The sequence below is a fragment of the Synechococcus sp. LA31 genome (assembly GCF_018502385.1).
Classification (GTDB): domain Bacteria; phylum Cyanobacteriota; class Cyanobacteriia; order PCC-6307; family Cyanobiaceae; genus Vulcanococcus.
Window position 1 is genome coordinate 1,160,074 of the sequence record NZ_CP075523.1, and the last position, 25,522, is coordinate 1,185,595.

The 25,522-nt window shown below is 53.2% G+C and carries 29 protein-coding genes; 7 read left to right on the forward strand and 22 right to left on the reverse strand.

Features of this window, described 5'->3' with window-relative positions; translation table 11 throughout:
- The first annotated feature begins 31 nt into the window (after positions 1-31).
- Together KJJ24_RS06250 and KJJ24_RS06255 are read left to right on the forward strand one after the other, a co-directional pair.
- Entirely contained in the window at positions 32-259 is a 228-nt protein-coding gene (locus KJJ24_RS06250) for a ribbon-helix-helix protein, CopG family (RefSeq protein WP_214342568.1), read from the forward strand.
- Complete coding sequence (locus KJJ24_RS06255; RefSeq protein ID WP_250544959.1) at positions 256-600, forward strand: type II toxin-antitoxin system PemK/MazF family toxin; 345 nt, start codon at positions 256-258, stop codon at positions 598-600. Before KJJ24_RS06250 ends, KJJ24_RS06255 begins: the two co-directional genes overlap by 4 nt.
- A 724-nt stretch (positions 601-1,324) precedes the next feature.
- Here KJJ24_RS06255 and KJJ24_RS06260 read toward each other — a convergent pair.
- The 9 genes from KJJ24_RS06260 to KJJ24_RS06295 all read right to left on the reverse strand — a co-directional run bounded on the left by KJJ24_RS06260 (position 1,325) and on the right by KJJ24_RS06295 (position 5,644).
- Positions 1,325-1,849, reverse strand: a complete 525-nt coding sequence (locus KJJ24_RS06260; RefSeq protein WP_214342571.1) for a GNAT family N-acetyltransferase — start codon at positions 1,847-1,849, stop codon at positions 1,325-1,327.
- Positions 1,846-2,094 (reverse strand): DUF1778 domain-containing protein, encoded by a 249-nt coding sequence (locus KJJ24_RS06265; protein ID WP_250544960.1) that lies wholly within the window; start codon positions 2,092-2,094, stop codon positions 1,846-1,848. Before KJJ24_RS06265 ends, KJJ24_RS06260 begins: the two co-directional genes overlap by 4 nt.
- A 709-nt stretch (positions 2,095-2,803) precedes the next feature.
- Positions 2,804-3,028, reverse strand: a complete 225-nt coding sequence (locus KJJ24_RS06270) for a type II toxin-antitoxin system HicA family toxin (protein WP_214342577.1) — start codon at positions 3,026-3,028, stop codon at positions 2,804-2,806.
- Complete coding sequence (locus KJJ24_RS06275) at positions 3,028-3,261, reverse strand: type II toxin-antitoxin system HicB family antitoxin (protein WP_214342580.1); 234 nt, start codon at positions 3,259-3,261, stop codon at positions 3,028-3,030. Before KJJ24_RS06275 ends, KJJ24_RS06270 begins: the two co-directional genes overlap by 1 nt.
- Positions 3,262-3,548: 287 nt before the next feature.
- The gene (locus tag KJJ24_RS06280) at positions 3,549-3,971 is read right to left on the reverse strand and encodes a type II toxin-antitoxin system VapC family toxin (protein ID WP_214342583.1); all 423 of its coding nucleotides are present in this window, start codon (positions 3,969-3,971) and stop codon (positions 3,549-3,551) included.
- Positions 3,972-3,993: 22 nt separating this feature from the next.
- On the reverse strand, positions 3,994-4,290 hold the full coding sequence (locus KJJ24_RS06285) for an AbrB/MazE/SpoVT family DNA-binding domain-containing protein (protein ID WP_250544961.1): 297 nt from the start codon (positions 4,288-4,290) through the stop codon (positions 3,994-3,996).
- 139 nt (positions 4,291-4,429) lie between these two features.
- On the reverse strand, positions 4,430-4,558 hold the full coding sequence (locus KJJ24_RS15035) for a type II toxin-antitoxin system HicB family antitoxin (protein WP_256437304.1): 129 nt from the start codon (positions 4,556-4,558) through the stop codon (positions 4,430-4,432).
- A gap of 76 nt (positions 4,559-4,634) precedes the next feature.
- Complete coding sequence (locus tag KJJ24_RS06290; RefSeq protein ID WP_214342589.1) at positions 4,635-4,973, reverse strand: hypothetical protein; 339 nt, start codon at positions 4,971-4,973, stop codon at positions 4,635-4,637.
- A gap of 497 nt (positions 4,974-5,470) precedes the next feature.
- Positions 5,471-5,644 carry a hypothetical protein gene (locus KJJ24_RS06295; RefSeq protein WP_214342592.1) on the reverse strand — a complete coding sequence of 58 codons (174 nt, stop codon included), beginning with the start codon at positions 5,642-5,644 and terminating at the stop codon, positions 5,471-5,473.
- 31 nt (positions 5,645-5,675) lie between these two features.
- Here KJJ24_RS06295 and KJJ24_RS06300 point away from each other — a divergent pair, with 31 nt between their 5' ends.
- From KJJ24_RS06300 to KJJ24_RS06310, 3 genes are all read left to right on the forward strand, one after another.
- Positions 5,676-5,912 carry an AbrB/MazE/SpoVT family DNA-binding domain-containing protein gene (locus KJJ24_RS06300; protein WP_214342595.1) on the forward strand — a complete coding sequence of 79 codons (237 nt, stop codon included), beginning with the start codon at positions 5,676-5,678 and terminating at the stop codon, positions 5,910-5,912.
- The gene (locus tag KJJ24_RS06305; RefSeq protein ID WP_214342599.1) at positions 5,906-6,244 is read left to right on the forward strand and encodes a type II toxin-antitoxin system PemK/MazF family toxin; all 339 of its coding nucleotides are present in this window, start codon (positions 5,906-5,908) and stop codon (positions 6,242-6,244) included. The genes KJJ24_RS06300 and KJJ24_RS06305 overlap by 7 nt, the downstream gene beginning before the upstream one ends.
- A 559-nt stretch (positions 6,245-6,803) precedes the next feature.
- Complete coding sequence (locus tag KJJ24_RS06310) at positions 6,804-7,118, forward strand: hypothetical protein (protein WP_214342602.1); 315 nt, start codon at positions 6,804-6,806, stop codon at positions 7,116-7,118.
- Positions 7,119-7,530: 412 nt separating this feature from the next.
- Here KJJ24_RS06310 and KJJ24_RS06315 read toward each other — a convergent pair whose 3' ends face one another.
- Positions 7,531-9,507 (reverse strand): nucleoside-diphosphate sugar epimerase/dehydratase, encoded by a 1,977-nt coding sequence (locus tag KJJ24_RS06315; RefSeq protein ID WP_214342604.1) that lies wholly within the window; start codon positions 9,505-9,507, stop codon positions 7,531-7,533.
- Between the two features lie 434 nt (positions 9,508-9,941).
- On the opposite strand from KJJ24_RS06315, the gene KJJ24_RS06320 reads away from it, so the two are divergent.
- The gene (locus tag KJJ24_RS06320; RefSeq protein WP_214342606.1) at positions 9,942-10,232 is read left to right on the forward strand and encodes a helix-turn-helix transcriptional regulator; all 291 of its coding nucleotides are present in this window, start codon (positions 9,942-9,944) and stop codon (positions 10,230-10,232) included.
- The gene (locus tag KJJ24_RS06325) at positions 10,229-11,479 is read left to right on the forward strand and encodes a type II toxin-antitoxin system HipA family toxin (RefSeq protein WP_214342608.1); all 1,251 of its coding nucleotides are present in this window, start codon (positions 10,229-10,231) and stop codon (positions 11,477-11,479) included. Before KJJ24_RS06320 ends, KJJ24_RS06325 begins: the two co-directional genes overlap by 4 nt.
- Positions 11,480-11,591: 112 nt before the next feature.
- On the opposite strand, the gene KJJ24_RS06330 is transcribed toward KJJ24_RS06325, so the two are convergent.
- The 12 genes from KJJ24_RS06330 to KJJ24_RS06385 all read right to left on the reverse strand — a co-directional run bounded on the left by KJJ24_RS06330 (position 11,592) and on the right by KJJ24_RS06385 (position 25,490).
- Positions 11,592-12,758, reverse strand: coding sequence for a DegT/DnrJ/EryC1/StrS aminotransferase family protein (locus KJJ24_RS06330; RefSeq protein WP_214342610.1), 1,167 nt, complete (start codon positions 12,756-12,758; stop codon positions 11,592-11,594).
- A 26-nt stretch (positions 12,759-12,784) separates the two neighbouring features.
- A complete protein-coding gene (locus KJJ24_RS06335; RefSeq protein WP_214342612.1) occupies positions 12,785-13,429 on the reverse strand; it encodes an acetyltransferase in 645 nt (214 codons plus the stop codon).
- Positions 13,429-14,052 (reverse strand): sugar transferase, encoded by a 624-nt coding sequence (locus KJJ24_RS06340; RefSeq protein ID WP_214342614.1) that lies wholly within the window; start codon positions 14,050-14,052, stop codon positions 13,429-13,431. Before KJJ24_RS06340 ends, KJJ24_RS06335 begins: the two co-directional genes overlap by 1 nt.
- Positions 14,053-14,693: 641 nt before the next feature.
- Positions 14,694-15,821, reverse strand: coding sequence for a hypothetical protein (locus tag KJJ24_RS06345; protein ID WP_214342617.1), 1,128 nt, complete (start codon positions 15,819-15,821; stop codon positions 14,694-14,696).
- Positions 15,822-15,898: 77 nt separating this feature from the next.
- A complete protein-coding gene (locus KJJ24_RS15135; RefSeq protein WP_214342620.1) occupies positions 15,899-16,993 on the reverse strand; it encodes a CDP-glycerol glycerophosphotransferase family protein in 1,095 nt (364 codons plus the stop codon).
- Positions 16,983-18,725, reverse strand: a complete 1,743-nt coding sequence (locus tag KJJ24_RS06355) for a formyltransferase family protein (RefSeq protein WP_214342628.1) — start codon at positions 18,723-18,725, stop codon at positions 16,983-16,985. The genes KJJ24_RS15135 and KJJ24_RS06355 overlap by 11 nt, the downstream gene beginning before the upstream one ends.
- Positions 18,726-18,774: 49 nt before the next feature.
- Positions 18,775-19,389, reverse strand: a complete 615-nt coding sequence (locus KJJ24_RS06360) for a bifunctional 2-polyprenyl-6-hydroxyphenol methylase/3-demethylubiquinol 3-O-methyltransferase UbiG (RefSeq protein ID WP_214342631.1) — start codon at positions 19,387-19,389, stop codon at positions 18,775-18,777.
- Between the two features lie 49 nt (positions 19,390-19,438).
- Entirely contained in the window at positions 19,439-19,852 is a 414-nt protein-coding gene (locus KJJ24_RS15075) for an adenylyltransferase/cytidyltransferase family protein (RefSeq protein WP_214342644.1), read from the reverse strand.
- Positions 19,849-21,387, reverse strand: coding sequence for an asparagine synthetase B (locus tag KJJ24_RS06370; RefSeq protein WP_214342646.1), 1,539 nt, complete (start codon positions 21,385-21,387; stop codon positions 19,849-19,851). The genes KJJ24_RS15075 and KJJ24_RS06370 overlap by 4 nt, the downstream gene beginning before the upstream one ends.
- A gap of 4 nt (positions 21,388-21,391) precedes the next feature.
- Positions 21,392-22,498, reverse strand: coding sequence for a glycosyltransferase (locus KJJ24_RS06375; RefSeq protein WP_214342648.1), 1,107 nt, complete (start codon positions 22,496-22,498; stop codon positions 21,392-21,394).
- Complete coding sequence (locus tag KJJ24_RS06380; RefSeq protein ID WP_214342650.1) at positions 22,495-23,574, reverse strand: glycosyltransferase; 1,080 nt, start codon at positions 23,572-23,574, stop codon at positions 22,495-22,497. Before KJJ24_RS06380 ends, KJJ24_RS06375 begins: the two co-directional genes overlap by 4 nt.
- 938 nt (positions 23,575-24,512) lie before the next feature.
- Positions 24,513-25,490 (reverse strand): glycosyltransferase family A protein, encoded by a 978-nt coding sequence (locus KJJ24_RS06385; RefSeq protein ID WP_214342663.1) that lies wholly within the window; start codon positions 25,488-25,490, stop codon positions 24,513-24,515.
- Between the last annotated feature and the right edge of the window lie 32 nt (positions 25,491-25,522).

Genomic DNA, 25,522 nt, shown 5'->3' on the forward strand with positions numbered 1-25,522 from the left:
TGTTAAACAAAACGTTCAACCTGCAGCAAGGATGGCGATCGGCGTGCGAGTGGAGCCTGAACTTGAGCAGCGGCTCGACAGGCTGGCGCGCAGCCTTGGCAAGAGCCGCAGCGCCTGCGTACGCGAAGCGATTGCGCAGTATGTGGACCGTTTCGCGGATGGCGATGAAACCAGGCGGCAGTCGGCTTTGATTGCTGAGCACAGCCGCTCGAACCATTGGAGCGAACAGCTGCCCGACTGGGCTGATTGGACTTCATGACACGGATGCCACTGGAACGGGGGCTCGTGGTGACCGTTGCCAGCCCAGGGGTGTATTCCGGGAAACCAAGACCGGCCGTGGTGGTACAGGCCAATCGATGGCTCGACGGACACCCCAGCATCACGCTCTGCCCGCTCACCAGCACCCTGATCGACGCACCGCTCGTACGCATTGCGGTGGCGCCCAGCCCAGGCAATGGTCTGCCCAAGCGGTCTCAACTCATGGCAGACAAGCTATTCACCGTACCTGCAGCAGCGATCGGCAGCATGGTTGGGCGCTTGGAAGCCGCAGCTATGGCCGACTTGGATCTCGCTCTTCGCGACTGGCTCGACCTCAAATAGGCACCCTCAGCGACGCACCCCTCAAGCAAACCCGCCGTACTCCTCCAACAGGGAGATCACATCTCGCACTTGTTCTGCGTTGGATTCGCTGGGCTCGAGTTGATGTCGGAGCTGGACGAGATTGCACTGAGCTTGGCGTTGAGCTCTGATAGCCGCGCGTTCTCGCTCTTCATCTGCAGCAGCCTCTGCTCGATCGCGTATCGCTGCACTTTCAGATCGACCGTCGGATGCCAACTTGCTGTTCTACGGCCGTCGCCAAGGCGGCAGCGATGCAAGGAACTCCTGCTTGTTGCGGTCAATCGAAGGAAGCGGCTCCCAGGAGGTCGACATGGCTGTAGCCGGTGTGGACGCAGTCGGCCGGAGGCCATAGAGCGTGATCAGAGCGAGAAGGACGGCGGCGAGAACCGTGACCCAACCCTGACGATCGAATCGAACCAAGCGGTAGCCAGACCAACTCAATCAGCTGCTGATAGTACATGCTTACCAGCGCCAGGCAAGGCGCTGCTTGCCCTCGCATCCGCAAACGCAACCCGCCGGAACCAAGACCTGGCCCACCTGCCGCTGACGGCTCCCAACCCCAAAGCCCCCTCACGACCTGCAGCCAGAACAACGCTCAAGCGCCTGTCACAAGGCCAGCGCTTGCGGGGCGAGGCATCGGCCTGAGCCAGGCAGCTGGGGTGCCATCGGACACCACTTAGAAGCAGCGAGCGGCATGGATCGCAGATCAAGCGCCGATGGCCTTCAGGGTGCGGCGGATGTCCTTGAGCAACAGCACCAGATGGAGGGGATCCGTGGGTGAGGGCTGGAACTCTGGAATCAGATGCTCATAGAACCTCCGGGCTTGCTCTGATTCGGTATGCACCAGCAACGCGCGACAGCCAATGGCATCGCTGAGGCTGGCCAGGCGTGTGATCACATCAACCAGCAGGGCAGCTCCAAGACCTTGACCTTCATGGCGTTGATCCACCCCCAGGCGCGCCAGCAAGGCCACGGGCTGGGGATAGCGGCCGGCACCGCGGCGCAGCCGCTCAGGCAGATCGGCGATGGCCACGCTCGCCATGCACCAGGCGTAATAGGCCACCACGTCTGGCTGATCGACGGGAGATACAACGAACACCCTGGTGGTGCCGGTTCCATGGGCCTGCCGGGCCATGTCCACCAGCCAGGCTGTTTGCGCCTGGGAGCGGCATTGGAATCCGCCGAGCTGATGGCTGGCCGCCAGCAGCACCGGCGGCCGGTAGCCACTCATGCCTGCGGCACAAAGGGTGAAGGCCGCTCCAACAAACGCTTCAGGCCAGGCAGAACGCGGGCAGGGCAACTGTTGATCCGCTCCCATTCCTGTTGGGCAGCGGCATCGAGAACAAAGTGCTCACGATCAGCCAGCACTTGCTGGGCTGCCAGGCGGCCTTGGCTGAGCAAAAAAGAACTGCGGTCGGTGCCGAGGGCAGCGGCGGCCCGATCCAGCAGATCCCGATCGTCCTGACTGGCCCTCAACTCAATGCGGCTCGCCTTCAGCGGCCTGGCAGACGGAGGTGTGACGCCGACCATGGAACGCAGCGAGCTACGAAACGTACGGACACTGTACGGCATCTGAAGCGAGGTGCTTGCCATCACGCAGCCGCCGTATTCCTCAAGCAGGGAAATCACATCTCAGACTCGTTGAGCGTTGGATTCGTTGGGTTCGAGTTGATGGCGGAGTTGAACAAGATTGCACGGAGCTTGGCGTTGAGCTCTGCGAGCCGCTCGTTCTCGCTCTCGATCTGCTTGTCACCAAAGCCAGTCGACAAAAGAACGCTGTGCTGACGCTCGGGGCCACAAGTGCGCCGCGTCCGAATCAAGCTCTGGGCCACCAACACCTGAAAACGCCCTACCCCAACAGCGCCCTCACGACCTGCAGCCGGAACAACTTCCGAGCGGCTTTCGCAAGGCCGCCGGCCTCAACCACCACAGCCACCAAACCCGCGTTGGCGTCAGGAACCATGAGGCGGGGCGGTCAGTGGGCCATGCTCCGGAAAACACCCAACACCCGGAGCAGGCGTGTCAGCAGATTTCAAGTGCTGTACGAACCGTACGGAATGATGTTTCGCGCGAATCAACGCATGGCGGCGATCCTCAGCTCCAGGCGGCCAACTCCCCGCGCCCCCACAGACTGACCGTGGATGCAGGCGCCATGAGCCTGGGCGCAGACTTCGAGCACGAAGACTCATTTTGAAAGGAAGTCATCCACACTCACGCCGGCTTGGCGCAGGATGGCCCGGAGGGTTCCCTCAGGCAGGTCGCCTGGGTGATTGGTGATGGTGGTGTAGCGCTGACCAGAAGCCTGGTACCAGATCTCATGGGAGCCCGCTGCCTGGCGATCGAACGCAAACCCGAAGTGCTTCAGACGCTTCACCACATCGCGGTAGCGAAAACCTGAGAGTCGCCCCATCACGCACTGAGCACGACGGGAAGCTCGAATGACTGGGCGAGAGCAGGTGGGGCATCGTGCTCGCCACGCGCAAGGCGTGCTTCGTGCAGCTGCCTGGCAACGTCGCGCGCGATTTCAAGGGTCTCGGTGAGGGTGCGTCCCTGGGCAACTAGACCAGGAATACTGGCGCAGGTTGCCAGGTAATAGCCCTCAGGTAGCTGCTCCACCTGCAGGTTGACAAGCCATTCGGCCATGGCTTTCAGCCCTCGGAAGACGCTTTCAAGCTAAGCCCGAACTGGGCTTATAAGGTGCGGGTGACGCCCCTCAAGCAAACCCGCCGTAATCCTCCAACAGGGAGATCACATCTCGGACTCGCTGGGCGTTGGATTCGCTGGTGGGCTTCCCCCGGTTTGGTGGACAGGTCGGCAAGAGGGCAGCCGCAACCACTCCCAAGCGGCTTTCACAAGGCCGCCGGCCTCAACCGCCAAAGCCACCACACCCGCGGCCTGAAAGCCGCGTTGGCATCAGTCAAATGATGGGCTTAGTCCAGTGCTGGGCTCATCCCCAGGGCGGCCGCGGCTGTCAACATCTGCCGATCGAAGCTGGCCAACTGGGTGCAGTGGCTGTGCAGCGCCACCGCAAGATGCAGGGCATCACCACCACGGAGGCCGAGGGCTGGATCCAGAAGCAGCTCAGCTGCTTGACGGAAGCGATCGCGTTCGAGAGAGCGCAGTTCAACACCGCTCTGCAGCAAGCGCTCGAACTGTTCCCCAGCCGCCTGGCTGTTCTCAGGGCTGAGACCGTGATGGCGCTGCTTGATGCCCAGGGCACTGTGGGTCTCGGTGATCAGCCAATCGCTGCTGATCAGGGGTTCTCGGCACTGTGCAAACCAGTCGAGAGCCTGAGGGCTGCGATCTTCTGGCGTCAATAGTGCCACCACCACGCTGGTGTCGAGATAGATCATCGAGCGATCCCCCGGATTGGCTTCACCAGCGCTCAGCGGCTCGGCATTCCTCCATCACCGAAGGGGTGAGGGGCATCGTGGCCTGCAGCCGGCGCAGATCCATGGCGAGAGCCGAGCGATCCAATTGGTGCAAAGGCTCCAGGCTCAACCGGCCATCGTCGCCGACGACGATCTCAACCTGATCGCCTTCCCGCAGGCCGGCCTGACGCAGACAAGCAGCGGGGAGACGCAGGGCCAGGCTGTTTCCCCAGCGGCGGACTGACTGGTGAAAGCGCCTATGCGGAACACCGTCTCGGCCCCGAGAGTCGGACTGCGGCACGGAATCAGCCAACTGATAGCCACTAGTGTAGACACACGGCTCTACGTTTTCCAGGCTGAGAGCCATCCACACGGGAGGACGTCATCCCCGTCCACGCCGCCTGGGTAATCGCGGTAGGGAAAATCGGAGAGGCTCCCCATCACGCACTGAGCACGACAGGAAACTCGAATGACTGAGCAGGGATCTCGGTGAGGGTGCGACCCTGGGCGACCAGGCCAGGAATACCGGCGCAGGTGGCCAGGTAACAGCCCTCGGAAGACACTTTCAAACCAAGACCGAACTGGGCTTTGAAGGTGCGGTCGACACCCCTCAAGCAAACCCGCCGTATTCCTCCAGCAGGGAGATCACATCTCGGACTCGTTGGGCGTTGGCTTCGCTGGGCTCGAGTTGGTGGCGGAGCTGGACGAGATTGCACTCAGCTTGGCGTTGAGCTCGGCGAGTCGCTCGTTCTCTCTCTGGATCTGCGAGATCTCGCTCCTCAGCTGCTTCATCCGCTGCTTGTGCGCGATCTTCCTCTTCTCGTACTCGCGCTCGCTCCGATCGAACTCGATCTCTCTCAGCTCGTAGTCGACAACGGGTCGCCAGTTGAGCATCGCTAACCAGCGCCGGAACCAGGGCAAGGAGGAGTAGTACTCCGACTTGCTGATCGAGGGCGACGTTGCCGAGGAAGGGGAGGTGGACATGGCTGTAAGACGTGAAGAGCGTGATCAGCGCCAGCAGGCCGCCCAGGATCAGGGTGATCCAGCCCGGATGTCGAATACAAAAACCCTACCCACGCCGGACCTTCGCCGCCAAGACCATAGTACACCTGCACCAGTCAGCGGCGCCGGGGGCTGACTGGGATAAGGGGTGTGTCGATACTGCCGATCTGTGCAGGCGGACCAGAGGTGTGGCGCGGCTGCGACGGCAGTGCCTCAGAAGCCGGTCGACGCAAGACAGCGATGCGTGTGCTCTGCAGCACAAACGCTGCAGCCGGAACAACTCCCGAGCGGCTTTCACAAGGCCGCCGGTCTCAATCGCCACAGCCACCACACCCGCGGCCCGAAAGCCGCGTTGGCATCAGGAGCCATGAGGCGGGGCGGTCATTGGGCCCTGATCCACAAGACACCGGGCGCTCGGAGTGGATGTTTCAGCAGGCTTTGGGTTCTGCACGAACCGTACGGAACAGCATTCGCGCGAATCAGCGCACGACGAAGGACCATCGGCCTGGTGTAGCCGGGTCACCGGCCACGGGCCAGCTCGAGGATCGCGGCAGATCGGCAGGCCAACCGCCTAGGCGCACCCCGGAGGCGATCACGAAGGCGGCAACGCCGACCTGCTCAGCATCGAGCGGCTGCCAAAGGGCGAGATTCACGGATAAACTTTGGCTATTCGGGGATGTTGCGATGAAGGTCAAGGTGCAGACCTGGGGCAACAGCCTGGGTCTCAGGATCCCGAAGGCCTACGCCACGGAGCTCGGAGTTCGCCCTGGCAGCGAGATGGAGGTGAACCTGGAGGCCGGGACGCTGCTCGCCAGGCCCGCCGCCGCCATCGACCTGAACGCATTGTTAGCCGAGATCACAGCCGAGAACCAGCACGCGGAATGCGACTGGGGCGCAGCCAGCGGGGTTGAAACGTGGTGAAAGCACCAGAGCGTGGCGCGCTGATCTGGCTGACCTTCACGCCACAGAGCGGCCGTGAGCAGGCTGGGCGACGGCCGGCGCTGGTGGTGTCGCCATCGGCCTACAACACCAAAGCGGGCCTGGCTCTGGTTTGTCCGATCACCAGCAAGGTGAAGGGCTACCCCTTCGAAGTGCCGCTGCCGAATGAGGGGCCGGTGCAGGGCGTGGTGCTCGCAGATCAGCTGCGCAGCCTGGATTGGCGCAGCCGCCAGGCAGACGTGATTGGTCCAGCGCCGATTGCAGTGCTGGAGCGAGTGCTGCAACTGCTTGGGGCGCTCTTGAACACTGCGTAGGCAAGAGACCCGAGGAGCTTGTTCTCGCAGACCCAGAATCACCTCGCCCGAACCAAGCCCTGGCCCACCTGCAGCTGAAGGCTCCTGATGCCATCAGCAACCTCACGACCTACAGCCGGAACAACTCCCGAGCGGTGGAGCGGAGCAGAAGCGGAGCCTTGGGCCCGCGTGAATTCCGAACAGACTGAACAGAACGACAAGTCGGTCGAACCAGGAAGGCAGTGCACCCATCCATGGAACAGGGGCAAACGCCGTCAACAACACCCAAAGCGAAGCAATGGCCAGCAACAAGTGGTAGTGGTTTATGGGTATAGACACATAGCTTGAGCACTAAAAAGTGCATTTGGCTGCCCTCTCCAGCCCCAAATCCCCTCTCACCGCCCCCACAATCCCTCCAGCTCCAGCAGCGGCTGGAGCCAGGCCTGCAACAGCCAGCCGACAGGCTGCGTTGAACTCAGGGGGCTAGGCGGCGGCGACCTGTGGGGAGGAGGGATGACATGGATGCTCAGGTCAAACCTGAGCCAAGGGGGTGACCGTGCTTTCAGAGGGCTTCGTCTGATTGCTCGGCTTCTTCGTTGCGCGACTCCTCAGCAGCGATAGCCTCCTGGAGAGCTCTCTGTTCGATTTCTGCAAGCAGGCGGTCTCCTTCTGCACGGAAAAGATCCGCAGCTCGATCGGCGAAAGCCAAGAGCTGTCGTCGTTGTTAGCTTCGTTGCTCGGCTTTGCTTCTGGCTTGACCATAGAGCGTTACCACTGCGATCAACGCCAGAACGCTAAAGCGGAAAGCTCCGCGGAGCTGCTGCGGCCAAAGGCCAGAGGTTCAAGAGCCATAGCAGTGGTGATGGCCATCGCGGGTGCGGTGCATCAGTCGTGACCTGCCCATAGGCCAGGGCCAGGATGAGACTCCAGCTCAGTAAAGACGCCAACAACAGGCGCCACAAGATCAGCGCAGGGGCGTCCTGATGAGACCACCTCCAAATCACCTGCAGGGCTTCGTGGATGCCAAGCAGCCAGGTTGGAACCTGCGTCATCGCTTCCGCCCCACTCCGAAAACCAGGCATACCACATCAGCACCGTCCAGAGCTGGGGGGTGTGGTCGACACCGGCGAGGCGCTGGCTCGGCATCGAAGGCAGCCGAGAGCCGCCACACCTGCACGCACGCAACCAGCGCTGACCCCCCACTACCGAATCGGTGCGCCGCCTGGTGGCTGCTGAGCACCAAAAGGTTGCCACCGCAATCGGGTAGCGTCTCCAGGCGCAGGGCGGTGCAGAGCAGGGCGACTCGCTTACCCACCAACCCCCGTTCGTGGAGCGCCTGAATCCTTGCCCTCAGCAACAGCAGCCACGGTGGCACCAGGCCCGTTCAATCCACCATCCCGCTGCCACTCCGGCACCAACACCGCCAACACCTTGAGAGCAGCCTCCACATCCTGCCGCTGAATCGCCGCCTCCAGCGCATCAATCTGCGGCCACAGCTCCGACGGCGGCACCGCCCGTTCATGGGCCCGGTAGATCAACGGGTGCTCTGTGGGCTCCGATTCCGCATCAATCAGCAGCTCCTCATAGAGCTTCTCGCCAGGCCGCAGGCCGGTGCACACGATCTCGATGTCGCCGCCAGGGTTGCGGGCATCCCGCAGCGACAAACCGCTGAGGCGCACCATCTGTTCGGCCAGAGCCTTGATCCGCACCGGTTCGCCCATATCCAGCAGGAACACATCACCGCCCTTGGCCAGCACCGCGGCCTGAAGCACCAGCTGGGCGGCCTCGGGGATGGTCATGAAGTAGCGGATGATCTCCGGGTGGGTGAGGGTGATCGGTCCGCCCTCAGCAATCTGCTTGCGGAACAGGGGCACCACCGAGCCGGATGAGCCGAGAACGTTGCCAAATCGCACCATCGCCAGGCGGGTTCCCGGTTGACGCCCCCTCTCAAGGGATCGTGCGGCCAGCTCCTGGGCACTGGCCTGCACCACCAGTTCGGCTACGCGTTTGCTGGCGCCCATCACATTCGTAGGACGCACCGCTTTGTCGGTGGAGATCAGCACCACCTCGTTCACACCCGCAGCGCAGGCAGCGCGGCAGACCACGCGGGTGGAGAGCACGTTGTTGGCCAAGCCCGCCAGGGGGTTGGCTTCCACCAGCGGCACGTGTTTGTAGGCGGCGGCGTGGAACACCACCGACACCCCCTGCTGGCGGAACAGGCGCTCCACCAGGGCTGCATCGGCGGCGCTGCCGAGCACCGGCTTTAGATCCACACCCTCCGGAAGGAGGCCTTGCAGCTCCTGGTGGATGGCATACAAGCTCGGCTCGCTGCGCTCCAGCAACACCAGCCTCCGCGGCTGCAGCCGCAGGATCTGGCGGCACAGCTCACTGCCGATCGAACCGCCAGCGCCTGTTACGCACACGCAGGAGCCAGCGATCCCAGGACCAAGCAAAGCTGGGTTGGGGGGCACGGCATCGCGGCCGAGCAGTTCCTCGATCGCGATCGGGCGCAAGGCATCAATGCGGGCGCGGCCGCTGGTGATGTCGTCCACCGAGGGCACCTGCAGCAAGGGGATGCCCAGCTCCTGCAGGTCGGCTGTGATGCGGCGCCGGCGGCTGCGACTCAGCGAGGGAATCGCCAGCAGCACCTGATCGATCTCGGCTGCGCGCTCGTGCAGCAACTGCGGCGGCTGGATCGGCACACCATTGATCTCGCGGCGCCAGAGATGGGGCGCATCATCCACAAACAGCTCCACGCTGTGGCTACCGGCCAAGCGCAGCGCAGCGGCGAGCTGAACGCCCGCAGCACCGGCGCCGTAGATCGCCACGCGGGTGAGGGCATGGCGCGGTTTGTTCTGCAGGCTGAGCAACACATCGCGCAGCGCAAAACGAACCGCACCGGTGAAGCCGGTGAGCAACACCCAGAGCAACAACCAACTGCTGCGCGGCGGAAGCGGCAACCTGAGCACCACTCCAGTGAGCGCAAGCAACAGCACCAACAGACCGTTGCGGCCAGCGAGGCGATAGAGCGCCAGGCTGCCCACGTAGCGGGTGAGGCCCTTGTATTGGCCGCTGAGGGCATAGAGCGGCAGACCGATCAGCCACACCGCCGGCACCAGCCACAGCCCTTCCACAAAATTGGGTGTGAACGGATGCGCCAATCGCAACCAGAAGCTCAGCCACACCGCCAGTGGCAGCAATAACGCATCGGCGGCGATCAGCAACAGCCGGCGGTTCAGCGGACCGAGGCGCAGCAGGGTTGTGGTCAGGGTGCGGAATGCCATAAAAAATGCCCCTGCCGCTTGCCTATAGCAGCAGGGGCAATCAAATCAGGGTGGGTTGGAGCTGGAGCGATTAGTTGCTGTCGCCGTATTCATCAAGCACAGCGACACCGCGGGAGAGATAGGGCACCCTCACGGACAACACACCCTCAAGGAAACCCGCCGTATTCCTCCAGCAGGGAGATCACATCTCGGACTCGTCGGGCGTTGGGTTCGCTGGGCTGGAGTTGGTGGCAGAGCTGAACATGATTGCATCGAACTTGCTGTTGAGCTCAGCGAGCCGCTCGTTCTCGCTCATCAGCTGCCACGGCCTCGCCGGCCTGCGGTTACATCCCATGATCGCGCTTCGACAACCCAGTTGAACATCCCGAGCGGGAACATTTCCGGGCCACCCGCGCTAGGATCAGCGAATCTTCCCGCTCAGTAACAGTTCGGCGATGGCGCTCCGCTCTGGCCTAATCAATCCTGAACGGGAATGTGCAAGCGAGGCTTCGCCTGAGCTTCCAATCGGTTCGACAGAGGAGCTGGGGACCGCTCTACGGCGCAGCCGTAAGGCGCTGGGACTCACCCAGGCAGAGCTGGCCCTGGCCGCGGGGGTGGGACTGCGTTTTGTGGGAGAGGTGGAAGCGGGCAAGCCTTCAGCGCAGCTGGGACGCGTGATGCAGCTGATCGAGGCCCTCGGCGGCAGCCTTGTTCTGCGCAGTGGCCCCGTGCCACCAGAAGCATGAAGAACGAAGCCACAGGAGAGCTGGGCGTGTGGCTGCTGGGTGAACGGGCCGGAACGCTATGGCTTGAGAACGGGGGCCTGCGCTTTCGGTACGACACGCACTGGCTGGAGCACAGCGGTGTGATGGCTCTGTCGCAGAGCCTGCCGCTGCAGGTGGAGGCGTTCGACGACCAGGTCTGCCGACCGTTTTTCGCCGGCCTGCTGCCGGAAGGAGAGCTGCGCCGCAGGATTGCCCAGCAGTGCCAGCTCTCGCAAGCCAATGACTTCGGCCTGCTGGCCGCCATCGGCGGGGACTGCGCCGGTGCGGTGAGCCTGACTCCCGAGGATCAAGCGCCAGAGCCAGCCGAGGTGGAATGGCTGGAACCAACGCAGCTGATCGCGCTGCTGACTGAGTTGCCCCAGCGGCCAATGCTGGCGCAACGCGATGGGCTGCGACTCTCGCTGGCCGGCGCCCAGGACAAGCTTCCGGTGGTTGTTGAGGGGCAGCGCCTCGGCTTGCCCAAAGGCAGTGCTGCCAGCACCCACATCCTCAAACCGGCCATCGCAGCTGTGGACGACAGCGTGACCAACGAAGCGTTCTGCATGGCGCTGGCCACGAGGATGAAGCTGCGTGTGGCAGACACACAGATCCTGATGGCGGCTGATCAACGGATCCTGCTGGTGCGCCGTTACGACCGCCGCCGAGCTGACGATGGCGCCTGGAGTCGCCTGCATCAGGAGGACTTCTGCCAGGCTCTGGCGGTTCCACCCGACCTTAAATATCAGAATGAGGGTGGACCTGATCTGCAGGCCTGCTTCTCACTGCTGCGCCGAGCAACCAGGCCCAGCGCCCCGGAAGTGATCCGTCTTCTGGATGCCGTGATCTTCAATGCCTTGATTGGTAATCACGACGCCCACGCCAAGAATTTTTCGATTCTCTATCAACAGCAGAGAGGAGTCCTGGCTCCGCTTTACGACCTGCTCTGCACAGCAGTGTATCCCACGCTCACCGACAAAATGGCCATGAAGGTGGGCAGCAAATACCGCTTGACCGAGGTGCAGGTTCGCCACTGGGAGCAATTGGCCAAGGCAGCAGGGTTGTCTGGAGCTCAGACTAAAAAGCGCGTTGCGGGGATCGCCAAGCGACTGCCAATCTGTGCTCGCGGGTTGCAAAGGGAAGCGCTGTATTCGGGTCAGCCGCTGGTGGAGCGCATCATCTCGCTGATCGAACAGCGTTGCGCACTCACTCTGGAGCGTTTGAACACCTGACAGCCCCCAAGGCCAATGGTGCGAACCGAGCGGCGTTCACAAGACACTCGGCCTCAAACACTTCAGCCACAACACCCGCGACCTGAAAGCCGCGTTGGCATCAGGAGCCTCTCTACCGGCAAGCGCGCTTAGCCACCGAGCGCACAGCCTCGGCGTAGGCAGCCATCTGCTCTGGGGTGATGGTGGGATGCACCAGGAACATCAGACTGGTCTCACCCAGTTCGCGGGCCACGGGCAGGCGCTCGGGGGGGGCGAGGCCAGCCTGCTGGAAGCAGCGCTCCAGATAGATCTCGCTGCAGCTCCCAGAAAGGGCTGGATAACCGAGGGCAGCGATCTCCCCGAGAATGCGATCGCGGCTCCAGCCTGCGGCCAGGGAGTCTGGCTTCACGAAGGCATAGAACTTGTACCAAGCGTGGGTGATGCCCTCCGGCGGCAGGGGGACGCGCACCGCAGGGCAATCGGCCAGGGCTTCGGCGAGCAGCAGGGCGTTGCGGGTGCGGGCGGCGGTCCACTCGGGCAGGCGCTGGAGCTGGATGCGGCCGATGGCGCTCTGAAGTTCGGTGAGGCGGAAGTTGGAGCCGAAGCGCTCGTGCAGCCAGCGGAAGCCGGGCGGGTGCTCTCGGCCGAAGACCGCCTCGTGGGTTTTGCCGTGGTCTTTGAAGGCCCACATCGCATCCCAAAGGTCGGCGCGGTGGGTGGACACCATGCCGCCTTCGCCGGCAGTGGTGAGGATCTTGTCTTGGCAGAAGCTCCAGGCGGCTACATCGCCGAAGCTGCCCACGGTCTGCCCGTGGATGCCGGCGCCATGGGCTTGGGCGCAGTCTTCGATCACGGCGATGCCGTGGGCACGGGCAAGCTCGAGGATCGCGGGCATGTCGGCGGGCCAGCCGCCGAGGTGCACCACGGCGATGGCCTTGGTGCGGGGAGTGATCAGCGGCGCGATCGTGGCGGCAGTAATGGCGCCGGACTCGGCATCCACATCGGCGAACACCGGCTTGGCGCCGAGCAGCACGGCGCTTGAGGCGGTGGCGATGAAGGTGCGCGGGGTGGTGATCAGCTCATCGCCGGGCCCGAGGCCAATGGCCAGGTAGGCGGCCGAGAGGGCCAGGGAGCCATTGGCCATGGCGATGGCATGGGCAGTGCCGCACCACTGGGCGAACTCCTGCTCAAAGGCGGTGGTTTCCTGGCCGGTCCAGGTGTTCACGTTGCCGGAGGCGAGCACGTGGGTGGCAGCGTCAATCTGCTCGGCGTCGAACTGGGGCCAGGGGGCGAGGGTCACGCGATGAAGAGGTGCAGGCTGAGGTGTTAGGCGGTGGGCAACGCCCGCGCCGGCACGCCCACAGCGGTGACGCCATCGGGCAGATCACGCACCACGGCGGCACCGGCGCCAACGGTGACATCGGCGCCGATACGGATCTGCTGAATCACGGAGGCTCCGATGCCGATCCAGCTGCGATCGCCCACCTGCACTTCGCCGGCGAGACGGGCACCAGGGCAGACGTGCACACCATCACCGAGCTTGACATCGTGATCCACGGAGCAGCCGGTGTTGAGGATGGCGCCGCTTCCGATCACGGCCTGGGCCTGAATGGCGACCTGGGCGAACACCACCGAACCGGCACCCAGCTGAGAGGAGGGTGACACCCAAGCCGTGGGGTGAACCACAACGGGGAGCTCATAGCCAGCAGAGGCAAGGCGCGACAACCACTGCAGGCGCACGGCGGCATTACCGATGGCCACCAGCGCTTCAAGGAATTGCTGGCGGATCTGGGGATCGAGGGCGGCTGTAAAGGAGCCGATCACGGGCCAGCCGAGTTGATCGGGCAGCTGAGCAGGGCCGGTGCAGCGATCATCAAGGAAGGCGATGCGGCTGAAACCACCAGTGGCCAGGGCAGTTTCAGCCACGACCCGGGCGTGACCACCGGCTCCAAGCAGAAGCAAAGCAGCCATCAGCTCGCCTCAGAAGCAGCAGCGGACCCAGTGAACGGGGCCATGGTGGCTTCCCCAGCGGCACTGATGCCTTCGCGGCGGATCACTTTCCAGATGGTGACCAGGAAGATGCGCAGATCCAGCCAGAAGCTCTGGTGATCCACATACCAGACATCCAGGCGGAACTTCTCCTCCCAGGAAAGAGCATTGCGGCCGTTGATCTGGGCCCAACCGCTGAAGCCAGGCTTCACATCATGGCGGCGAGCTTGCTCACGGGAATAGAGGGGCAGATATTGCATCAGCAGGGGGCGCGGCCCGATAAAACTCATCTCACCGCGCAGAATGTTGAGCAGCTCGGGCAGCTCATCGATAGAGGTGGCACGCAACCAGCGGCCGAAGGGTGTGAGCCGCTGGGCATCGGGGAGCAGGGCACCGGAGGCATCGCGTTGGTTGGTCATCGTGCGGAACTTGAGCAGCTGAAAGGGCCGCGCACGGTGGCCGGGACGTTGCTGACGAAAAAGAACAGGGGAGCCTAGGCGCCATCGAACCAGCAAGACAACGGCAGCAAGAAAAGGAGATAACAACACAAAAGCAACCAATGCGGCAACGCGATCGACAAACGACTTTAAACGCAAATAAGTCATTCAGCTATTTACATCCAGACGTCGGAAAGCAGGAATCCATGACTTCGGCAAGATTTTTTGCCAGGACCCGGGAGTCATGCGTTCGCTCTACATATGGAGCAGGACGAGCACTGGCAGCTCGAAGGGCAGCGCATGTTCTCAGCCGAAAGCATGCCCGAAATCCCAACGATGGAAACTGCCGGCCCAGGCCTGCCTGCAGGAAGCAACCTCCTGAACCAAAGCGCCAGGTGAGCAGCACCGCTGCGCCCTGTGGGGGGCGCTGCGCCACCGCTCAGCGCCCGGGGGCCGGCAGCTGAAACCGCGCGACCGAGATAAACGCCATAGCCAACAAACAATGCCTTATCCAGCCGAACGAGAGCTGATGACGATACTCACGACGGTACATGCGGAAAGTTCCGAGCTGCTTCTCGGCTCAGATTAGCGTGTGTGCGCACATTTTATAGTCAGAATGCTGACATCTATTGTGCGGCAATGGAGCTGGGCATGTTCAGAATTACCTACTTTGTGACATGCACCAGTAGCCCGAGAGAGAAGCCAGTACTATGTGCACAGAAAGATGACGGTTGGATATGACAGAATCTGTATAGCCGGAAGATTCAAGAAGATTGGCGAGTCAGATAGAAAAAGAAGAATAGGAGAGGCTAAAGAGGACCAATCATAGAGCTGCGAAAATTCGAATACGCAAAGAAGGAACTTAGAGACAGTGCCGCGAGGGCAACAAGAAAGCGAGCCAAACAGACTCCGACCATGCCGAAGAAAAACGAGAGACATGGAAGCAGAATAAAGTAAAGGAGAACACCTACCAAGGTCGACACCAAGACAAGTCTTGAATGCAGAATAAGAGTATTGTACATGTCCGGGAGGATTGACTTAAGGGAAAAAAGATATATAGATAACATCAAGAAGATAACTGAGGCCACATCCAAACCAAGACCTGCAGCATCGGTACGCGAAAAGACAAACAAAAGCAAGAAGAAGGAAATAGCAATTAGAACAGAAAGGGCGAAGCTAGAGAGTATTGCAACCTGTCGAGAAAGAAAAAGTTTCAATGCTTGAATCGAGTTTGAATGCACAGCGTCTCGATACTGTGGAAGCTTAATTGTGCCAAGAGTGGCTAGGGAGCCACCCATTCCACGCTCTATAGTGGAGTAGACAAGAAGATAAAGACCAAAGACTTCATTTCCATATGAATAGGAAACATAATATTTGTCAAGGTTGTCCAAAGCCCATGTGCAAAGGCTAGACAGGGAAAGCGGAGTAGAGAAAGAAATGAACGTACTCAAATCTCGGGCATTAGGATAAAGAGAAGTATACTCTCGGGGGAAGTGAGCAAAGAATAAGTAGCATGCAGTGACGAGGCAGGATGTTGAGTATGCAAAGACGCAAGTCGTCACTGGATCAAGAAAATGAGCGTATGCAAGAGAAAGGGGAAATAGAAGAATGGCACGCAAAGAATAGTTCAGAGAATATAGTAGAGATTGCCCCTTAAAGAGTGCAAGCTCGAGCCCCAAGTCCGACAAGCCAAGAGAAACAACAAGAAAACCGATACATGCCGCATAATAGAAGTGGAAAGAAAATGCAACCGAAAAGCCAACAGAAATAGAAATTGTAAATAAGAAGGACAATGAAGAAACAAGCCTAAGATACTTCGGAGCAGAAGAACACAATGGGATAAATGCTCTTCTAAGATTGGTATAAGTAAAAACAGACAATAGGTTTGCTGACGCCAGAGAAAGCGAAAAGATACCAATAACACTTGAATCATACAAGTATTCAATATAGTATAACCATAGAAGGGGGAGAAAGCTTGAACCTATTCGAAGAACGTATGGCAGAGATTTAGAAGTTAAGGAGTTGTATCGCATATAATCTCTTGATAGATGCGCTTACATGAATGCTGCTTATAATGATATCCTGAGGTAGAAGAGATAAACCTTCGGATACTAAGCTGCCTATCTTTATACAAGGGAGAACAGGTAAGGTAAGAGGTAATAGCATCTAATAAAGAGGCGTAACCAGAAGACTTGGCAAAACTGGAGTAATCAGTGTTAAGGCCTCGTGTTGAAGAATACTGTCCGAGATCACAAAGGTAAATACATATTCCTATACCCATTGCATAAGCATCATAGACAATCGAAGAATAGTCGGTTATGATGCAAGAGGAATTAAGAAGCAAGTCATTTATGTCCACATATGGATTTTCGAAGACAATGTTATGATAGCTAGACAGTTTTTCTCTCAAATGCTTAGAGGAGATGGTTGTATAGGGATGAGGCTTTACATATAAGATTGTATCATGTTCAGATAACGAATGGTTAATAAGAGAAACAGTGGAATCCTCTAAAAGTGCCGAGAATAGAGATTGTTCTTCGGAAAGGGATTCCCTAAACGTGGGTGCCCACAATATGGATCTCGTTTTATTTTGATTATTGACAAGATATTCAGTTCTTGGAGATGCGTAATAAAAGAAAGTGTTAGGAGGACAAAAGAAGTTGGATTCAAAGACTTGCTGATCAAATAGACTGTTGACACACGTGAGGTTAGGGTACTGCTTTAGCCTGAGAAGGCGTCTTATTAAGGAGGGCTTATAGGTTTTCATAATCTTAATGGGTATGCCATGCCAAAGGTTAACTAGATAAGAGTCATTGCGAATAAAACGAGATATGTCAGCTCCATAATGACTATGCGAACAAATGAATGTACGGCTTCGCGCAACGCACCAAATATACATAAGGCTATATTTGTAGACAAAACCTCTCTTTAGAGATTCTGACTTATTTGATGTAATCCAAATACAGTCTTGGTCGACATGCTTGATTACCCACTCAAAGAAAAAACGAGGATTGTCTGCAAAACGACGAGAACCATCGGCACTAAAGATCCAAGCATTAGATTCGGGAATTACAAATGATAGTATATATGCAATGAGCTCAAATAACATGTTTTTTTAGTCTCCTAAAGAGAGATTTTGCTGTCTCGATGTAGATATTCTTAGTGATAAGAACATCGGCGACATATTGATTATCGGCTAGAGTCAACGTATGAATTCCGGTGGTACCTGGCATAAAGGTGGGTCCAACCCGAGTGACATAGGATTCATCGTATGGTGTATCATGACGTAGTAGATCAATACTACTAAGGGTGAATGCGGCTCCGTACGTGGTTGAAGACTGTTCTTGTCCGATGCGATATAGAGTATCACCAAATCTAAAGAGCCCACCATTCCTTGCAATCCGAGAGTCAAATATTTGCGGGTTACCAGGCACGGGAGACCATGTGTCAGAAAGGGGATTATCGGCATAGAATACAAAGAGCTCAGAGTCATGGTCACCAATACATGCAGAATCAATATTAGCCAGAAGATACCAGGTTGAATTCTCCTCTACAATTATAGGATCAGCGAGATACAAATGTGATTGTGCTACAGAATAGAGTTTCCATGAAAAGGGAAATTCATCTGCTTTATAGATGCGAAGGCCAGGCTTACTACAAGACTCAAGAGTAAGATAAAAGTGCCCAGCAAATTGGAAAAGGCGAGGAAACGATATATGAAATGGCTCTACAATCAATGGTGTAATGCTATTATTTATTTCGCCATTTGAGCAATGCATGAGAGATATGTGAGCACGCTTCTTTGAATAGTCATATTGCTCAACAAGGATGTAGTGATTATTTTTGAAAAAGAAGTTGTAAGGGTCTGCGAGAAATGTGCCGGGCGGATTGGTTATTAATTGCCCATTGGCGAGTAAGATATTATTGTGCGAGCATTTTCCCGTAAGAATATTCCACTCTCTCCGTTGACCAAAGAGAATGCTAAGTATTTTAAGAAACAAGAAATTTAAGTTGCTTACTATGTAGCGAGACTGATCATAGAATGAAGGGCAGGTACTATACTTGTAGGGGAATATATTGATGGTTGAGTCTCCTGTTATAGATGTTTGTTGCTTACTAGATAGATGGCTAAGAACTAATAGTATAAAAGGGAAGCTCTTAGCGGTTATTCTAAGCTTATTTAAAGCATAGAAGGGTGTTGCAGCAATATTGCCTTGATAAAGTATATTTCCTGCATCCAGTGTCTCGGTTAGGCGCTGAATAACAAAACCGATCGAGCTTGCCTTATTGTATGCTTCCCAGAAGCCATGATATGATCCACGAAATCTAGAAGGATCGCCATGATGGTATGAAATAACGCCATGATGCGCCACAGACAGAATATCGCCGCAAAGTATGCCAGAATTGGCACGTATTACAACATCAAGATTATGCTCCTGAATTTGTTTGATATCACTTTCAGAGAGAACAACACGATATTTGCTCTGTGTTAATTTAGGAATGACTTCTATCTGATGGTAGGTCAGCTCACAAGATGAATAGTAATAGGAGGCTATTCGACATTTATCTATAGCTGTTCGAAACGCGGGCAGGCAGCTTAAAAAAAAGAGTTCGAGCTTTTCGATTATGTAGAGACTTGCAGATCTTGCAAAGCGTGGGAAACCGCGATTTTGAAGTTTTCGGATAAAATAGAATCTACCAGATGAATCTAGTAACGGTGACTTGCAACTAATGACTAGGACAATATTATAGGTGCTATTTTGACATTTTAATAGATATTTTAATAGGGCTGGCATTGTCCCATCGTCAATTAGAACTCCAACCCTTAGGGGGGATTTCATTTGATCAGAGTAGGGGATAGAAGATACACTTATGAGATAAAGAGATTGATTAGCCTTTTCTTGCGACAGCAACTAGATTGCCTGACCAGCGCGGCCTAATTTTGGCTACTTGCGTCAGAAAGTAGTTTTTCATACTGGAGATATCACGTTCAGTAGCATACTCAATTGAAACATCTGTAAAAGCACATCGATGTAACATCGCTCTAATCAGCTGCTCATCAAATGCAACAAGGTGCTCTGAGTGGAAATTATTAGGAATCCCTAAAAGTCCCTTAAGTGAGTAGTTTAACGAGAAGATATTAGGAGTTGAGATAATTAATAATCCATTGGGACTTAAGCATGCAGAAGCAGCAGAAATAAAGTCAGCTGGATTGGGAAGGTGCTCAATCAGCTCTCCTGCAGTTATTACGTCAAAGGGAACAGGGGATCTATAGTTTTGGGCGTCTTCAAGCAAGATATTAGTGTAACCAGCTTGATGTGCCTTTTTCACCCAGTCTTGGTTGGTATCAATTCCAACAAGATCATTGGTTATTAGTGAGAGACGATGGAACAACCACCGCTTCTTATCAACAAGATGATGTGAGGGGTTGCCGATACAACCGATGTCTAGAACACGAGCATTGTGTGGAACATGTGAAAGAATGGTGTCAATTCTGTCAGGCATTGTATGGAGGGTTCTGGCAGGATTTGTGGATACGTTCAAGGAGCTTATATCATGTTCTTCGTTCGGTTAAGATCTGATTAATTAAAGTAGATGAAACTGACTTTGTGTAGGGAAAGTAAATTGTCTGGACAGATCTTTCCAGAAGTCTTTCTTCGTAATTCTTCCACTCAGGAGTACCAAGCCAGTCGTCGCCTACAAACAAAGTATTGAATTTATATCTGTCATGCGCTTTGATCTTGCAAAGATCATGCTGTGGAACCACGAGATCCACGTAACAGCAGGCCTTAACAACTTCAACCCGATCATTAAAGTCGATTACAGGTTGCTTATTCTTGTACTTTACGAGCTCATTTGTTGATACTGCTACGATTAGTCTATCGCAAAGCATTTTTGCATTTCTCAGTAAGTTCACATGGCCAACGTGGAAGAGATCAAAGACACCGGCTGTGTAACCAATAATCATTTTAAGAAATGACTCAGCGTAGAGGACTGAAAGGCACTGTAGGATACAGATTTTGGAGTTGATCGATGGGAGGAGGCTTCGAAGCCGATCTTTTTACGACGACTTGCTCCAACGAGTCCTAGATTCCTCGACAGCTCTCTTAATGGCTTTTTGGGATTAATATAATTTTTTCCCATGCGAAGTTCAACGTTTTGACGGTAGCATAAGCTTATAAGTCTTTTGCTGACAAATGGAACCCGGACTTCTTTAGATGCTGCCATGGAAGCAAAGTCCATCCTTCTTAATAGACAGGGTAAGTGGAAGCCTAAAAAGAAGTCTTCTACAAACTCGAATGGTGTTTTACCATCTTTCAGTTTTATTATATAGTCAATGAGTCTGCCAAGTTTTGGCTCATGGATTTTGTTACAATATCCATACCTCAGCAAGAAATCAACAGGGGTGAAGTCACTAATATTGTCAGCCCATTCGAATATACGTGAATAGCCTAGTAGTGTCTCGTCTGCTCCTTCTCCAGAGAGAATGATTTTTTGTTCTGGCTGAGTAGCCCGACATACTTCATATATAAGAGCTTCATTAGGAAGGGAAAGTGGCTCGCCTCTTAGCTGGGTAAGGTATTTCCAATTCTCATTTAATTGATCAATGGTAATGCAGACTTGTTTGAGATCGCAGCCAACTACCACTGCAGTGTCATAGGCTTCGCTAAATTCATTGTTAGTATCGAGGCCCACAGTATACGCCATGGATGGATTTGCTATTTTGGTAATAACAGCACTATCTAGACCTCCACTAAGTAACGTTGTATATGCACAGTCTCCTACAAGGTGGGAATTGACTGCAGAGGCTATCTCTCGCGAGTATGACTCTGTAGTAAGTAATACGCTTGATTCGGAGGGGGACCAATATTTCGTTGGGTTGCTATCGTAAGAAGACTTATACGAAGCGCAAGGGAACTCAAATATATCTTCGAAGAAAGTATAGCCAATAGCTGGTCTCCGAACAAGCTTCCACTCTTCAATGGATGAGTAATCGATCGATGATGATATCAAGTTATTTATAGCAGAAGGTTCGGAGGCAAATACTGTTAGTTGTTTTGTCTGGTGATAGAATAGTGGCTTTATTCCGGCATGGTCACGAGCGACATGCCAAGTATTTTTGAGCTTGTCATATATAACAAGGGCAAACATACCTTCGAGCAGGGGAAATATGCTTACTCCAATCATTTCAAATCCTCTCAGGAGGACCTCAGTATCTGAGTCAAGACTGCATTCAAGGCGAAGATGATTTTGTAGATATTTGTAGTTATAGATTTCCCCATTGAATATAATTGCATATCGGTCGGTTTGCATCGGCTGATTGGCTGTTGGCTCAGGTGCAATAATCGAGAGGCGGTTATGCCCCAAATAGACTCTTCCTTCGTTAAAGATAGCTTCTCCTGTATTGTCTGGACCGCGCCAGGTTTGGCGGTGAAGCGCACTGGAAAGGTGGCTCTTCGTGAAAGTCTTGTTACTATCATCGACAAAAAGAATTCCGCACATGATGTTAAAATAAGGAGTAGAAGCTGATGAGGTGAGATCTTACGGATTGTTGATTGTATAATTCTAGAACTCTCTTGCGTGCATTTTTTCCCATTTGTTTTAGTCGCATGCGTGGTATCGTCTCAATTCGTTGTATTAGTTGGAACATTTTATCGATGTCTCTGGGGCTAAATAGCCATCCGTTATAGTCATTTGTAATCAGGTCTTCTGCGCCGCTCACAGCGCTACTCACTATTGGAAGCTCCATTGATGATGCTTCGAGAAGAACGTTAGGAAATCCTTCTCTATAGCTTGGTAGGATAAATACGTCAGAGTCTAGTAGATATGGCCTCACATCTTGTTGCATGCCCAGATACGTAATCTTCTGGTTTGAACAGAAAGGCTCCTTTGTGAAGTCAAGATCAGATTCGTTGGGCCCAATAATAGTGAGAGAAGAGTTAATGAGATGAGATGTAAATACTCTGAGAAGGTCATGAATTCCTTTGTCCTTGTGGACTCGTCCACAATAGATAAATTTTAACGGGGTATCATGACTTGATTGATAGTCATTGCGGAGTGTAGTTATGTATGGTGAGAAGTGCTCACAGTCAACACCGACAATGCTGCCGTTTCCAAGAACTCTTGGGGGATTATTTAATAATCTTGCACTGTAAAGGTCCCTAGAAACGCCCTTGCTTTCAGCAAGTACAGTGGTTGCAAATCTACAGATTAACCAGTCGTGAATAAGATAAAGATACTTGACCGGTGAAGAAGTATAGGGAAAGTGTAGTCCAGTAAATGTATGGATGCGTACGGGAACTTTAGAAAGAAAACCTCCAATGCTTGATATTAAGCCTGCTTTTGGCGTATATGAGTGAATAATATTAATCTTCAGCTGTTTGATAAGTATAATCATGCCTAATATAGCAAATACGTCATTCAGTGGTGAAAACTTGCGTCTAATTGGGAGGAAGTAATGAGTTGTTCGAGCATCAGATATAAGATGGTCGCAGAGTGGGTCATGACCAGATGCTGTAGAAACGTCAAAGTAGTTTGATAAGTAGCTTGGCTGGTCTTTTAGAATCAAGGCTAGTGTCGTGCTTACGGAAGTTACGATGAGAATCTTCTTCATTTATATAGACTTAACCACTGAGGGAGTATAGCAGCTTCGGAAAAGAGATTTGAAATCGTAATTCTGTTCTTGTCTGAGATCTGTTGGACGGATTCTATATCAAGACTGATAAATTGTAAGATCTTTTGGGCTAGATCATTTGGTCTCCCTATGGGTACAATCCAGTTATCCTCCATTCCCCACTCGGACGTCCCTCCTGCATTTGTCACTACTACTGGGAGCCCAGCTGACATTGCTTCCCCCACGGCTAACGGCATGCCCTCAAACCAAGAAGAAGAGACATATGCATCTGATTTAGCCATCAAATCTTTCAGATCATTACAATACCCCTCCAAAGACACCATGTCTGTGATAGTCAATTGTTGAGCTAGATTCAGAAGTTTTTTGACTTCTGTACCTACTATTGTAAAATGGACATTGGTGACGCCTAACTCACGAAGAATCTGAATAGACCTAAGCAGCGTAGGGTAGTCTTTAGCACTATTGTTAGTTCCGGCTGTCAGGAAATTCACTTTGTCCCTTTTTTGTATGTTTCTTTTTGTATATGTCTGAATAATGAAATTTGGCACTACAATCAGCTGGTTATTACTGGCGGCTTTTTTTTCAACAAATGACTGTTTAGCAGCTTGGCTAACAATTGTAAAAGTGTCACACAGACAGTTTGTGAGATTATACGCAAGCATCCTTAGAGCGCCGCCCTCGTTACAGCTGTGTGCAGTATTGATCAGTTTGACCTTAGGAACCAAGAATCTTGTAAGCCGTGAAAATATATTAGCATGGTACATATGTGAATGGATTACTGTCGGCTTGGCTTTGTGGCAAATAATACAGTATCTCAGGATGGCTCTCATAATTGAGTAGGGATTTCTACTCATTTCAAGTGAATATATTTTGATTGCTGCTGAATGTGGCTTTGTTAATAGTCTTCCTGTCATGTATATGACATGTACATTGTGGCCTCTTTGGGTAAATTGATCTGCCAAATCTGCTACACATTTTTCAGCGCCGCCTAAACCCATTCCAGTGATTAGATAAAGTATATTCATAGTGTTACTTAAAGTAATAGTATCGCTCATAAAGAGTGTTGCTAGTTTTTAAGGTGGGGTCTATCCATGCCTTTCTAAACATGCTGACCTTTGAAGGATAAAAGAGAGATTGGATAAAGTTAAGCTTGCCAAACAGAGCTGTGATAAAAAACAAGAATATTAGCAGATTTAGCCAAATAATCTTGACTAAATTCGTAGAAAGTGGCTTAAGATTCGTTTGGGTAACGCCATAACGACGTACCTCCAGGTGTTGAGTATACCTGTTATCATTATATAAGAACTTGATTATCTTTGCTAGAGGATATAATAAGAATGCAGTAATGATAGCGGCTAAATATCTGCCTTTGACCGAAGTAAAATTATAAAGAGCTTCAAAATCAAGATTGTTTTCAGACCGCAAGATAATTGCTTCAGAGTAAAAACCTGTACTATCCAGCATGATGGCCAATAGCAAGAATAGTCCAGATATAAGCAAGACTAATCTAAGATTAATTCTATACTTGGGAATTAGTATGCTCATGATCAAGTGGAATACAAGCCCAAATGGCGTCAGCAGAATGCCTACAACTAAGAATTTCTTGCTGCAAAGATAGTATGCAGTTAAATACAGCAAGCAAAGATTAATAGATGAATGATAAAACAGCAACAAAGGGCAGCTAATGAGATACAACTTTGAGAGAGTTGATGATTGGGTAATATCCTGCGTGTACGAGTCCCAAACAGTGCTAATGGGAATAAACGCTATAAATGCTATTGTAATAACTGGAGGTAGATATCCGATGCAGTTTGTAAACCCTAAAAACAGCGAGAACAAAAAGTACCTCGCAAATATAATATTATTTAACTCTGTGGCGGAGTCAATGTATTTGCAAGAAGCACTAATGTTTGCATGCCAATATAGGTCAAATCCTATTGGTACGGTCGTATAAATAAGAATAGTTAGGATAAATATAAAAACATGGTCTTTTTTAAGATTCAAGCCCAATTCTCCGTTTTTCGAATTTCCGATAATACCTGGCAATAGGAAGTAAACATAATGCAATAGCTCGAAAAGTTGATGAGTTTAGACTGCTGATATCGTCACTGAATCTTACAAGATTTATCAATGCCTTTAATCTTGAACGAAGAGAAATCTCTTTAGTATTGGCGATACATGAGTAGACAAAGTTAGTTGACTTTGGACAGGCATGCCTAGAATTGGTTATCTTAGAGCTAAGGCCATCACTTTGGTATTCGCATATGTAGCCAGGATAGTTGATGAACTTTGTCTTAAACCGTGTACCAAACCATAAGAAAAATGGCATCTCTGACATAAATGTTTCTCCGGGAAAGACAGGAAAGCTAAACTTTTTTGCTTTAGCTGTTAGATGCATTCCAGCTTTATCGCCTGATACCGGAGAGTTTAGTCTCTGAATATAGTTAGTATGATTTTCAATATTCATCGTTCCGATTATTTTGCGACTTAAATAATCCATGCGCAAAAATGATATTGAATCACTTCGAAAGTCTTTAGTGCTTGCGGCTTCTTTTAACTTAGCAATGCAGTCTTTTGCCAGCATATCATCACTATCGAGTATCAGGGTCCAGGTCTCTTGGATTAGCTGATACCCAATATTTAGGCATGAGTGCTTGCCATTGTTTGTGGCTTGCTTATGGAATACAATTCTAAAGCTCGAAATTTCTTTGAAATCGTTGACCACTTCAAAGGTATTGTCATGCGATCCATCGTCAATAATATACCAACAGAAGCCATGGTCAGTTTGTTGTTCAAGGCTATTGAAGCATCTTATAAGTTTATCGGCACGATTAAATGTGCAAGTAAGAATTGCTATAGTCATGTCTCGAGAAGTCTGACTCATTTTGGAATGATAGCTTTGTTGCGGGGTGGTCGCAGTCGAGAGGCGAGTCGCGATTGCCCGTGGTAAGGAAGTCGTCAAGCCCAGCATCCACCTGCGCAAGGCCGCGCATGATCTTGCAC